The organism is Rothia sp. HMSC071C12 (assembly GCF_001813895.1).
GTDB lineage: Bacteria > Actinomycetota > Actinomycetes > Actinomycetales > Micrococcaceae > Rothia > Rothia mucilaginosa.
In genome coordinates this window covers 407,412-419,698 of sequence record NZ_KV814371.1, presented here as the reverse complement: position 1 = coordinate 419,698, position 12,287 = coordinate 407,412, and the positions used below count along the sequence as shown (strand labels likewise).

Here is a 12,287-nt window from a genome sequence, read left to right as displayed (position 1 = left end):
CGCACACCATGGCACCTGCCAGCAGTACCGTGCCGCCAACCTGGATGGTCCGCTTCGTGGGGCGGGCGAATAATTGTCGAAGCATCATAGCTCCTTCACGAACAGAGGGGAGGCACAATCTTTGTACACCCCAATGAGTAGAATGTTCTCAGCGTATCAAAAATCCTAACCTTCAGGTAGAGATTTAGAGAATATGCAATGAGGTGAAAACAAAAGAGTGTGGGGCGGGTTCCTTATCGGGAACCCGCCCCACACTCTTAACACGTGCTCTCACGAACGCGCAGACAAGACAGCCTAGACGCTCTCACGCGAGGCATGATGCTGCAACACTGCACCCGCAGCAACCGCATCCCGCTGAGCCCGCGCCGCACGAGCCTTAGCCCGCGCCTGATGCTGACGCTGACGACGCAACTCATCACGCCCATCAATACGCATCTTCTTATCCACCGCATCCATCGACCTGTGACGCACAAACCGGCACGACGCACCCTCAACCGGCTGCGTAGTCTCCGTCAACGTATCCAACACAGCCTTCAACGCATGACGGCTCGCCGCCGTCAACGCATCACGACTCGTACCGCCACGAACACCCACCGTACGCTTCGGCGTGAACAGCACACTCGCCCCACGCGGAACACCACGATACTCAGCGAACGACACTGAATCCACACCCAGGCGCTTAGCCATCACCTCAATAGCCGGCGGATTCTGATCCACACACACGAACTTACGACCCAGCTGAGCCGCCGCCGCACCCGTAGAACCAGAACCAGCGAAGAAATCCAACACCCAATCACCCGGGCGGGAACTCGCCGCAATCATACGGCGCAACAAACCCGTAGGCTTCTGCGTGGGATAACCCGTCTTCTCCTTACCCGTCGGCGACACAATAGTATGCCACCACACATCCGTAGGGAGCTTACCGCGAGAAGCCTTCTCCTCAGTCACCAAACCGGGAGCCATATATGGTTCACGATCAACCTCCGCAGTATTGAAGTAATAGCTGCGGTGATCCTTCGCATACACCAGAATATTGTCGTGCTTCGTCGGCCAGCGGCGCGTAGACTTCGCACCGTAGTCATAAGCCCAAATCAGCTCATTAATGAAGTTCTCACGACCAAAAATCATGTCGCACATAATCTTCACATAATGAACCTCACGCCAATCCAGGTGCAGGTATAGGGTGCCGTCCTGCGCAAGCAGACGATGCGCCTGCTCAATACGCGGCGCTAGGAACGCCCAATAATCCTCGAACGAGTCGTTATAGCTCGCCAGAGTCTGCAGGGTGCTCGAATAGCTCTTGCCCTTAAAACCGGTGCGGTCACCCTTCTCAGAAGCCTCCGCGCTCAACGTGCGGCGCGTCTGCTTCTTGCCCGTATTGAACGGCGGGTCAATATAAATCACGGTGAACGCACCATCGGGCAGCTCACGCAGATACTCCAGGTTATCTGCCTGCACCAGCAGCGACGGGCCCTGCGGATCGAAAACCGTCGAATCCGTGCGGGGCGACTCAGCGGCAGGGGAGGGCGCGGCAGGCGCCGGGGATACTGAAATACCCAACCCCGGCCCTAGCCTTCAGAACCAGCACGGTCAGCGCCACGGCCCTTACCGCGAGAACCTTCAGAACGAGAACCTTCAGCACGCGAGCCTTCAGGGCGGCGACGGGTACGGCGGCGGCCCTCACCCTCCACGGGCTGACCCTCAACACGGCGGGTACGGCGACGCTGACGAGGCGCACGCTCAGAACGCTCGGAACGCTCGGATGCGCCCTGCTCGTTACGCTCCGCACGCTCGGAAGAACGTTCGGTACGCTCAGCGCGATTGCGGCCCTCGGAACGGCTACGGCGCTCGCCGCGGCCCTCACCTGAACGACCGTCGCGGCCACCGCGAGAACGGCGCGAACCCTTCTCACCGTCACGACCGCCAGAACGGCCACCCTCACGGGAACCGTCGCGGCCACCGCGAGAACGAGCCGGACGGCCATCACGCGAGTCACGGGCGCTCTCAAAGAACTCATCGCCCATACCCTCAGCCACACGCTCCTCGCGCGGCAGGCGGCCCTTAGTGCCAGCCGGAATGTTCAGGTCATGGAACAGGTGCTCAGAGGAAGAGTACGTCTCAACAGGCTCAGGAACACCCAGCTCCAGGGCGTCGTTAATGACCTTCCAGCGCGGCAGGTCATCCCAGTCAACCAGGGTCACGGCGGTACCCTCATTGCCCGCACGGCCGGTACGGCCGGTACGGTGCAGGTAAGTCTTCTCATCCTCGGGCACGCGGTGGTTAATCACGTGGGTCACGTCTTCAACGTCAATACCGCGAGCTGCCACGTCGGTCGCAACCAGAATGTCGACCTTGCCGGTGCGGAACGCCTTCAGCGCCTGCTCACGCGCAACCTGGTTCAGGTCACCGTGCAGGGGAGCGGCAGCGAAGCCACGGTTCACCAGCTCCTCCGCCACGCGGGCTGCGTCACGCTTGGTCTTGGTGAAGATGACGGTGCGGCCGCGGCCGGTAGCGCGCAGAATGCGGCCAATCATCTCGTCCTTGTCCAGGTGGTGTGCACGGTAGACGACCTGGCGGATCGACGCCTTAGTCTTCGAGGCGTCCTCGGGGTCAGCGGCGCTAATACGCATGGGCTTGGTCATGTACTGGCGTGCCATCGCAATGACCGGGCCGGGCATGGTTGCGGAGAACAGCATGCTCTGGCGGTCCTCCGGCAGGTAGCTGAGGATCTTCTCAACCGACGGCTGGAAACCCAAATCCAGCATCTCGTCAGCCTCATCGAGGACCACGATCTTAACCTGCTTCAGGTTCAGGAAGCCCTGCTGGTACAGGTCGATAATGCGGCCGGGGGTGCCCACCGCAACCTCCAGGCCGCGGCGCAGCAGCTCAGCCTGAGGCTCAATCGGCACACCACCGTACAGGGTGGCGACGCGGGCGTTGCGCAGCTTCGCAGCAATCGCCAGGTCCTCACCCACCTGAATAGCAAGCTCACGGGTCGGAACCAGGATCAGCGCCTGAGGTGCGCCGGGGTACTCCAAATCAGCCCAACCCTCATCGTCGCGGCCGACCACACGCTGAATGGTGGGCAGACCGAAGCCGAGGGTCTTACCGGTACCGGTCTTCGCCTGACCAATGATGTCCTGGCCAGACAGAGCCACGGGAAGAGTCAGCTCCTGGATGGGGAAGGGGGAGGTAATGCCAACCGCCGCGAGGGCGTCGCTAATATCCTGGCGAACGCCGAAGTCGGCGAAGGACTTTGCAGTCTGAGTGGTTTCCTGCGTGTTCGTTTCAGTCATTGGACCGTATCTTTCTACCCCTGCTCGGGGTGTGTTTCTCCCCGAAACGGGGTGTACCAGCCAGCGCCTCGGTAGTGGAGACGGTGACGGGCGGGCGTCGAAAGCCGGCCGCGGGAAATTCTTACACGGGAAATTCTTACCGAGACGCCGCCTGCACGCATGGTTATTACTCATGGTTCATTCATGATGAGAAGGCGGTGCAGCCTCGGGGTCTTGAAAGGGATACGACCGGTCATTCACTTAACCCCTCAATATTAACCTGGATTTGCTTCCGGCGCACCCCCGACCGGTTGTGGTGTGCACCCGTGATGGGCGATATACCGCCCCAAAACCGGGTGCCGCGAGGTTTTTGTGTAGGCGGTTTAAAACGCAAACCCCCGCATTCGGCACGGCGTAACCACGTGGCGCATAAAGCGCACGCACACAGCGCATAAAGCGCGGTTACGCATCGTGACGGATGCGGGGAAAGCTCAAGCTAAAGGGTAAACAGCTACCGAACTAATTAGGCGCCGATACCGAAGCCAACGTGACGCTTAGCGTCGGAACCCAGCTCAACGTAGCCAATCTGAGCGCCAGAAATCAGGGTGGTGTTGCCCTTATCATCCATAATCTGCAGCAGCGAGCCGTCCTCAATAGCCTTCGAGACCTTCTCCATGAGGATTTCCTTAGCCTCACTGGTCTCAACAACGATTTCACGAGCAATGTGGCGAATGCCAATCTTGATTTCCATGAGTCTCCTCGCAGAATAGTCCGGCACAGCCAAACGTGCGCCGGGTATGGGAACTATCTTATCTAGCATCTACTCTAGCGTGAATGCGCCCATCGGCACCGTGAACGGGCAGTACTTCGCCGGGGGCTAATAAAATACTCGCCGCCGGATGCGTGAAAATGCGCGCAAAAACGCCGGGAAGAGCAGGGGAGGGGAGGCTCTTAAGAATCCTCCACCTGAATGCCGTAGAGGGTCTCCAGCGCCTGCACGTAATCCTCCGTGCGGCCCTCCGCCGCAAGCTTCTTGGCGCGCACCGTCGGGGTGTGCAGCAGGGACTTCACCATGCGGCGCATCGCCAGCTCAAACTGCTCCGTCGCCGCACCGCAACCAAACTGGTTACGTACCTTCTCCAGCTCGGAATCCAGCACATCCATAGTGTGCGAGCGCAGCGCAACAATCGCGGAGTCAATCGTGCGGGAACGCTGACGAGACACAAACGCCGCCAGCTCAGACTCCACGATGCGCGTAGCCGTCGCCACGGACTCCTCGGTCTCCTCGGGTGCGGCAAGGCGTACCGATTCGAGGGTAATCAGCTCAACGTTCGGCAGGTCAGCGACTGAGGGGTCAAAGTCACGCGAAAGCGCCAGGTCGAGGATCGTGTGGTGACCGCCCGGAATCTGCTCGGGAAGCAGCGGATCGGATCCGCCGGAGCAGCCAATAATGACGTCGGCAGAGGCCATGGCCTGCTCCATGCCGTCCACCGGCACCGCAGAAACCTCGCGCTTCGCCGCGAACTCGGCGGCACGACCCGAACGGGAATTGACCCAAATATCGGTGCAACCGCGCTCACGCAGAGCCGCAATGGTTGCACCCGCATAAGCACCCGTACCAAAAATTAGGGCGCGTCGGGTCGACCAGTCCTTCTCGGCAACCTCATCCGCAAGATCCAGGGCAACAGACACAATCGAGCGGCCCTGGGCGCCAAGCGCCGTGTGCTGACCTACCTGACGAGCCGTATGCGCCGCATGCTCAAACAGCTGCACCAGCTCACCGGGAAGAGTCACGCCCTCCTCCTGAGCCTTCGCCTGCGCGGTAGCCAGGGCGCGGCGTACCTGACCGGCGATTTCGCGCTCGCCAACCACGGCAGACTCCAGGCCGGAGGCGACCGTCAGCAGGTGGCGTGCAGCCTCATCATCGGCGTACACGTCGAAGCTGGAATCAACCAGTTCTTGATCCAGGCCGGAGGTGCGCGCGATCGAATCAGCAATCAGCTCACGAACCATGTTTACATGGGCGGATACGTGTAGCTGAACATACATTTCAAGACGGTTACAGGTGGCAAGAACGACTGCACCCTTCACGCCCAGCTGGCGTGCCATATCGCCCGCCAGAACATCGGGTACGCCGGAGGCACCGGCGCTCAACGCAGCGACGGTGGTCAGATCAACGGTGTGGTGCGATGCCACAAATGCATAAGTACTCACTAGAGATTAATCATAACCACGCCGACTAAGCCCCTGTAAAGCTCACAGAACCTAAGTTCCATCATCGTAGGGGGCAAGAAAATCTGCACAGTGGGGGAGCGGGCACAAAGAGTAGGCACGAACTAAGGTTTCCCTCACCGCTAAGAAAGCCACCATTAGGTAAGAGTCACCATGACATAGTGTCGCAAAAACGCCCACATAAACCTGTCACACTAGAGACTATGAGCGAAAACCAGCACACCACCCCCGCATCGGAAAAGGGCCCCGCACAGGCACCCTCCCTGCCCGCACACCCCACTGACGCCCAGCGACCCCTGCTCACCGACGAGCAGCTCGCACACCTACCCGCCAACCACCCCCTGCGCGCAGGCACCACCGCCGACTCGCCCATGCTCCGCGCCCTCACCGGCCGCCCCTCCAGCCACCGACCCGTCTGGTTCATGCGCCAGGCAGGCCGCTCCCTGCCCGAATATCGTGAAGTACGCGAAGGCATCCCCATGCTGGACGCATGCCTCACCCCCGAGCTCGCCGCAGAAATTACCGTGCAGCCCGTCCGCCGCCACAAGGTCGACGCCGGCATCTTCTTCTCCGACATCGTCATCCCCATGAAGCTCGCGGGCGTCAACGTTGACATCGTGCCCGGCAGGGGCCCGGTCCTCGACCAGCCCGTGCGCACCCTCGACGAGGTGCGCGCCCTGCCCGAGCTCAAAGACAGCGACCTCGACCCCATCCGCGAAGCCGTCGCCGCAACCGTAGAAATGCTCGGTGACACCCCGCTCATCGGCTTTGCGGGAGCACCCTTCACCGTCGCCGCCTACATGGTTGAAGGCGGCCCCTCCCGCGACCACCTGCGCCCGCGCACCATGATGCACGCCGACCCCGCCGCCTGGCACGAACTCGCCGCCTGGGCAGCCCGCACCGCAGGCCAGTTCCTGCGCGCGCAGATCGAGGCGGGTGCATCCGCCGTGCAGCTCTTCGACTCCTGGGCAGGCTCCCTCGGCGAAGGCGACTACCGCCGCTACGTGCAGGCACACTCCGCCACCGCCCTCGACGCCGTGCGCGAATACGGTGTGCCGCGCATCCACTTCGGCACCGGCACCGCCGCGCTGCTGCCCGCCATGCACGAAGCCGGCGCAGACGTCATCGGCGTGGACTACCGCCTGCCGCTGTCCGCAGCGAACACCCTGCTCAACGGCGCCGTACCCCTGCAGGGCAACATCGACCCGGCACTGCTCGCCGCAGGCAGCGAAAACCTCTACGCACACGTAGACGAAGTGCTCGCAGAAGGCAACGCCGCCCCCTCGCATGTGGTCAACCTCGGCCACGGCGTACCCCCGACCACCGACCCGCAGGTGCTCACCGACCTCGTGGCATATATCCACGAACGCACCGCGCAGGCATAGGATAAATAACGATAAATAGACGGCGCAGATGCTGGAAACCCTCCGGCATCTGCACCGAACATCTGCACCCCGAACCAACCACCACACCCGTTACCGCAATGGGCAACTCCACTGCACGCAGACCAAAGGAGAACCACCATGGGCCACACCAACCAGGCACCGCACCGCACCGCACAGGTCAGTTCCTCCGCCGCGCCCCAGAACGCACGAGCTTTCACCCGCAAAGAGAAGGCACCCACCGCCATCGTTATTGGCGGCGGCCCCTCCGGCCTGATCTCCGCACGCCGCCTCGCCGCAGCCGGTATGCGCGTCACCCTGCTCGAACAGCGCCACCACCTCGGCGGTGCCGTTGGTGCCCATGAAGTTGGCGGCCTTCTGCTGGACTCCGGCGCAGAATCCTTCGCAACCCGCAGCCCCATTGTCAGCGACCTCGTCAAGGAACTCGGCCTGGGCGACCAGATCGTCACCCCCAACTCCTACGGCTCCTGGCTGTACCTGCCGCAGGGCGCCCGTCGCACCCCCAGCACCGGCATCATGGGCATCCCCGGCAATGTGAACGATAAGTCGCTGATCCCCGTCATCGGTAAGAACGGTCTGCGCCGCGCCCAGGTGGACAAGTTCCTCCCCGTCTCCGCAGGCGAGAACGCGAAGACCCTCGGTGAGCTCGTGCGCATCCGCATGGGCCAGAAAGTGCTCGACAACCTCGTCGCACCCGTAGTCTCCGGCGTGTACTCCACCCACCCCGATAAGCTCGACGTCGATGCGACCATCCCCGGTCTGCGCGAAGCCTTCCGCAAGCACCGCTCCCTCGCCGCTGCAGCGCACGCTTTCCGCTCGGCAGCCCCCGCAGGCTCACAGGTCGCCGGTATTGTGGGCGGCATGAACCAGCTGTCCGAACGTCTCGTCGAAGACCTGTACGCCTCCGGTGTTCGCATCGTCACCGGATTCGACGTCATCGCCGTTGACCGCGACGAATCCACCGGCCAGTGGTTCATCATCCAGCGCCACACCACCGACGGCGAAAACACCCCCCTCTACGCCGACTACCTGGTGCTCGCCACCGACGGCCCGACCGTGGCACGACTCATCGGCCCGCACGTCTCCACCGCCCTACCCGCCCTGGAACCCGGCCCCGAAGTCGCCCTCGTCACCCTCGTCGTTGATGCCCCCGCCTTGGACAAGCACCCCCGCGGCACCGGCCTGCTCGTCTCCGAAGAAGCCACCGCCGTACGCGCCAAGGCACTCACCCACGCCACCGCCAAATGGCAGTGGGTCGCCGAGGCCGCAGGCCCCGGACGCCACGTGGTACGCCTGTCCTACGGCCGCGGCGGCGAAGACTCCCGCTTCTCCGAAGTCGCCCTCGCAGACGAGCAGCTCATCACCCTCGCCCTGCTCGACGCAAGTCGCATGATGGACGTAGCCCTCACCCACAACAACCTCGTCGACGCGGACGTGGTGCGTTGGCGCGGCGTACTGCCCGCCTCCACCCCCGGCCACCGCGACCGAGTCAAGGAATTCCGCGAACGCGCCAGCGAACTCGGAACCCTCAGCACCGTCGGCTCCTGGGCGGCAGGCTCCGGCCTGGTCTTAACCGTCAAAGACACCTACGAGCAGATGGACCGCCTCATCTACCACGCGGCACAGGACTGGGAAGGCGTCACCTCCCCGAAAGCCGCAACCGCCAAGTAGACGGCGCAGCCGCGGCAGAAGCTCAGCCAATAACTCAGCTCAGCCAGTAACTAGACCAAAAAATTGAGAAAACGCGCAGCTACGGAAGCCGCGCCTCCAGCACAGCGAACCCTCGCTGAAGAAAGGAACACACAATGTCTCACGATCACGCAGCACACGGCCACGGCGGCGCACACGGCGCAGGTCAGGGCGGCTACACCCACGCAGGCCACGGCTACGGCGGCGCACCCAAGGGCTACGCAGTCCAGCACTCCGCAGCTGACGAGAACCGCCGCGGCCGCGAAGAAGGCGAAACCCTGCACTACGCCCTGTACACCGTGTTCGCACGCTCCGGCGCACGCCCGGCAGAGGCTAACACCGACAAGGCTCGTGCCGAATTCGAGAAGGTTGTTGAGCAGCTGGCCGCCGAGGGTGTGACCCTGCGCGGCATCTACGACGTCTCCGCAATGCGCGACAACGCAGACGTCATGATTTGGACCCACGGCCAGAACCCCGAAAAGCTGCAGGCAGCAGTCCGCAAGATTCGCCGCACCGCACTGTTCGCAGGCACCACCATCGTCTGGTCCACCATGGGCGTACACCGCGAAGCAGAGTTCACCCGCAACCACGCACCCGCCTACGCACGCGGCAAGGCACCTGAAACCTGGGTCTGCGTCTACCCCTTCGTACGCTCCTACGACTGGTACTACATGAACCCCGAACGACGTGCAGAAATGCTCAAGAACCACGGCATGAAGGCAATCGACTTCCCGCAGGTTCTGGCAAACACCGTCGCATCGTTCGGCCTGAACGACTACGAATGGGTCCTCGCCCTCGAAGCACCCGAACTCGTGGACCTCGTCGACCTGATGCGTCACTTCCGCAACACCGAAGCACGCCTGCACGTTCGCGAAGACACCCCCTTCTACACCGGCCGCCGCATCGGCGCAGACGAAGTAGCAGAGGTTCTGGCGTGAGCCATCAGCCGAACAACGGCGTAACCCTCAACGGCACGCTCCTGCCGGACGACGTGGTACCCAACCGCACCGACCCGGCGAACACCGCTTCCAACGGCCCCGCCGTGCTCAACGAGCAGACCCTCGGCGACTACCGAAGCGAACGCAGCATCACCCGTGAACGTGCCGAAGAGGTGCGCCCCTACGACCTGGTGATTCTCTCCTCCTTCGGTGGCCCCGAGGGGCAGGAGGACGTCATCCCGTTCCTGCGCAATGTAACCGCTGGCCGCGGTATCCCGGATGAGCGCCTCGAAGAGGTCGCCACCCACTACCGCGCCAACGGCGGCGTCTCGCCGATTAACGAGCAGAACCGTGCCCTGCTCGCCGCACTGCAGCAGGCGCTCGCTGAGCGCGGCCCGCACATCCCGATCACCTGGGCGAACCGCAACTGGAAGCCCTACGTGAAGGACGTGCTCGCCGAAGCCTACGAGAACGGCCACCGCAACGTGCTCGTGCTGGCGACCAGCGCCTACCCTGGCTACTCGAGCTGCCGCCAGTACCGTGAAGACTACGGTATGGCAATCGAGCAGCTCGGCCTGGAAGGTCGCGTGCACGTGGGTAAGATCCGTCAGTTCTTTGACGTGCCCGGCTTCTCCCGCGCTTTCGCTGACGGGCTGAAGGACGGCCTCGCCACGGTGCGTGAGCAGCTTGCCGCGCGCGATAGCGGTTCGCTGAACCCGCGCCTGCGCATCATGTTCTGCACCCACTCGGTGCCGACCTCCGCTGCGAACGAGGCAGGTCCGCGCGGCGTGAACTACGAGGGCGGCTCCGCCTACGTGGAGAAGCACCTGCAGGTCGCTCGCGCCGTGCTTTCGCTGGTTCGCGATGAGGCCCCGCAGCTTCTGCAGAACGTCGAATGGGAGCTGGTGTACCAGTCCCGTTCCGGCCCGCCGTCCATGCCGTGGCTGGAACCGGACGTCAACGACGCCCTGGAGGCGCTGCCCACCCCCGCCAACCCGGCGGAGGATGGCGAAGCCCCCGTGGAAGGCGTCGTGCTGGTGCCCCTCGGCTTCGTCTCCGACCATATGGAAGTCAAGTGGGACCTGGATACCGAGGCGCTGGACACCTGCGAACGCCTGGGCATGGTTGCCGTGCGCACCCCCACCCCCGGCACGCATCCGGCGTACGTAGAGTCGCTGCGCCGCCTCATTGAGGAGCGCGTGGAGAACGGTGTTTCAGCCGACCTGCGCCCCGAACGTGAGAGCGTCCTCGCCCCGAGCGCGAGCGGTCAGTACGGCTGGTTCGACGAGTGCGAACCCGACTGCTGCAAGCCCGGCCGCGGTGCGCCGAAGCCGGTCATCGCCGAGTACGCAGCCTGTGCTGACGGCGCTGAGGACAGCGCTTCTGAGAACGCACCCGCCAGCCGCTCCAGTGGATGTGGCTCCGGCGGATGTTGCTCCCACTAACACCACCCCTGTAGCTCCGGCTCGCCCCAACACCGCCTGACCGGGGTGTGCGGGCGGGTCGGAGCGCACGTGCCTACAGGCTACCCCCAGAATTTAGACAAACACACAGCCTCTGGGGGAAACGCACACGCCTACGGGCTATCACACACATCACCGAAAAGGAGAGATATGAGCCATCACGAGTACATCTTGGGCACCCGCGGGTCTGCTCTCGCCCTGACCCAAAGCCGTATTGCCGCTGAAACCGTCACCTCCCTCTACACCGAACACCAGGCACACCACGGCGCCGCAGATGCCGAGGTCGTGGACTTCACCCTGCGCACCGTCAAAACCGAAGGCGACGTGCTCACCGGGCCCCTGGCAACCCTCGGCGGCACCGGCGTGTTCGCTGCGGCACTGCGCCAGCGTCTACTCGACGGTGAGAACGCCTCCGAAGAAAACCGCGTGGACATGGCAGTGCACTCCCTCAAGGACCTGCCCTCCGCACCCTGCCCCGGCCTGGTGGTCGCCGCAACCCTCAAGCGTGAAGACCCCCGCGACGCCCTCGTGGCACGCGACGGTCTGACCGTCGACACCCTGCCCGAAGGCTCCCGCGTGGGCACCGGCTCACCCCGCCGTGCCGCACAGCTACGCGCCCTGCGACCCGACCTTGAAATCGTGGACATTCGCGGTAACGTGGGAACCCGCATCGGCCGTGTGAAGGGCCTGGAAGAGCACGCCGGCAAGCAGGTCGTGCTCCGCCAGAACACCGAAACCTCCGAACGCGCCGACCACGGCGTAGGCACCGAACGTAGCGGCGACTGCGATGCCGTGGTGCTCGCCGTCTCCGGGCTGAAGCGCCTGGGCAAGGAAGAACTCATCACCGAGTACCTAGACCCCACTCGCATGCTGCCCGCCCCCGGCCAGGGCGCGCTCGCCCTGGAAGTGCGCGAAAGCGAATTCGAGAACCCGGACCCCGCCGTGCTCGCCGACCCCGAGGTGGCGCGCCCGGTGCGTGCCCTCGGCCGTGCCCTGCTCGCCGCAAACCACCACGAAACCCGCCTCGCCGTCAGCGCCGAACGTGCCCTGCTGCGCCGCCTCGAAGCCGGATGCGCCGCACCCATCGGCGCGTACGCGCACGTGGTTGAAGGCGACCTGGTGCTTAACGTTGTGGTGGCGTCCCCCGACGGCACCGACATGCTGCGCCACACTTCGGCAACCGCCGAACTGGATGTGCCCGGCGCCGAACGCCTGGGCGTGCGCGTGGCAGAAGACCTGCTGCAGATGGGTGCCGCCGCCCTGGCCGGATTGGATCTGAAGTAGGCG

At 63.7% G+C, this 12,287-nt stretch carries 9 protein-coding genes; 5 read left to right on the top strand and 4 right to left on the bottom strand.

Translation table 11 applies throughout. The features are described 5' to 3' along the window. Window positions 1-294: 294 nt before the first annotated feature. From HMPREF2942_RS04895 to HMPREF2942_RS04880, 4 genes are all read right to left on the bottom strand, one after another. Window positions 295-1,560: a DNA-methyltransferase gene (locus HMPREF2942_RS04895; RefSeq protein ID WP_070688536.1), complete on the bottom strand. Its 1,266-nt coding sequence runs from the start codon at window positions 1,558-1,560 to the stop codon at window positions 295-297. An 8-nt stretch (window positions 1,561-1,568) separates the two neighbouring features. Beyond that, window positions 1,569-3,296, bottom strand: a complete 1,728-nt coding sequence (locus HMPREF2942_RS04890; protein ID WP_070688535.1) for a DEAD/DEAH box helicase — start codon at window positions 3,294-3,296, stop codon at window positions 1,569-1,571. A 502-nt stretch (window positions 3,297-3,798) separates the two neighbouring features. Next, window positions 3,799-4,026, bottom strand: a complete 228-nt coding sequence (locus tag HMPREF2942_RS04885; RefSeq protein WP_005505268.1) for a DUF3107 domain-containing protein — start codon at window positions 4,024-4,026, stop codon at window positions 3,799-3,801. A 200-nt stretch (window positions 4,027-4,226) separates the two neighbouring features. Next, complete coding sequence (locus HMPREF2942_RS04880) at window positions 4,227-5,489, bottom strand: glutamyl-tRNA reductase (protein ID WP_070688534.1); 1,263 nt, start codon at window positions 5,487-5,489, stop codon at window positions 4,227-4,229. A gap of 221 nt (window positions 5,490-5,710) precedes the next feature. On the opposite strand from HMPREF2942_RS04880, the gene hemE reads away from it, so the two are divergent. From hemE to HMPREF2942_RS04855, 5 genes are all read left to right on the top strand, one after another. Continuing rightward, complete coding sequence (hemE, locus tag HMPREF2942_RS04875; RefSeq protein WP_070688533.1) at window positions 5,711-6,892, top strand: uroporphyrinogen decarboxylase; 1,182 nt, start codon at window positions 5,711-5,713, stop codon at window positions 6,890-6,892. A 138-nt stretch (window positions 6,893-7,030) separates the two neighbouring features. Further along, window positions 7,031-8,581: a protoporphyrinogen oxidase gene (gene hemG, locus HMPREF2942_RS04870; RefSeq protein WP_070688532.1), complete on the top strand. Its 1,551-nt coding sequence runs from the start codon at window positions 7,031-7,033 to the stop codon at window positions 8,579-8,581. Between the two features lie 134 nt (window positions 8,582-8,715). Further along, complete coding sequence (gene hemQ / locus HMPREF2942_RS04865) at window positions 8,716-9,537, top strand: hydrogen peroxide-dependent heme synthase (protein WP_070688531.1); 822 nt, start codon at window positions 8,716-8,718, stop codon at window positions 9,535-9,537. Then, window positions 9,534-10,982: a ferrochelatase gene (locus HMPREF2942_RS04860; protein WP_070688530.1), complete on the top strand. Its 1,449-nt coding sequence runs from the start codon at window positions 9,534-9,536 to the stop codon at window positions 10,980-10,982. The genes hemQ and HMPREF2942_RS04860 overlap by 4 nt, the downstream gene beginning before the upstream one ends. Window positions 10,983-11,150: 168 nt before the next feature. Then, window positions 11,151-12,284, top strand: a complete 1,134-nt coding sequence (locus HMPREF2942_RS04855; protein ID WP_005505274.1) for a hydroxymethylbilane synthase — start codon at window positions 11,151-11,153, stop codon at window positions 12,282-12,284. Window positions 12,285-12,287 lie beyond the last annotated feature (3 nt).

Excerpts from the sequence above, each read along its gene's own strand:
- HMPREF2942_RS04885 (WP_005505268.1), bottom strand. The coding sequence starts at position 4,026 with ATGGAAATCAAGATTGGCATTCGCCACATTGCTCGTGAAATCGTTGTT.
- hemG (WP_070688532.1), top strand. The coding sequence starts at position 7,031 with ATGGGCCACACCAACCAGGCACCGCACCGCACCGCACAGGTCAGTTCC.
- HMPREF2942_RS04855 (WP_005505274.1), top strand. The coding sequence starts at position 11,151 with ATGAGCCATCACGAGTACATCTTGGGCACCCGCGGGTCTGCTCTCGCC.
- hemE (WP_070688533.1), top strand. The coding sequence starts at position 5,711 with ATGAGCGAAAACCAGCACACCACCCCCGCATCGGAAAAGGGCCCCGCA.
- hemQ (WP_070688531.1), top strand. The coding sequence starts at position 8,716 with ATGTCTCACGATCACGCAGCACACGGCCACGGCGGCGCACACGGCGCA.
- HMPREF2942_RS04890 (WP_070688535.1), bottom strand. The coding sequence starts at position 3,296 with ATGACTGAAACGAACACGCAGGAAACCACTCAGACTGCAAAGTCCTTC.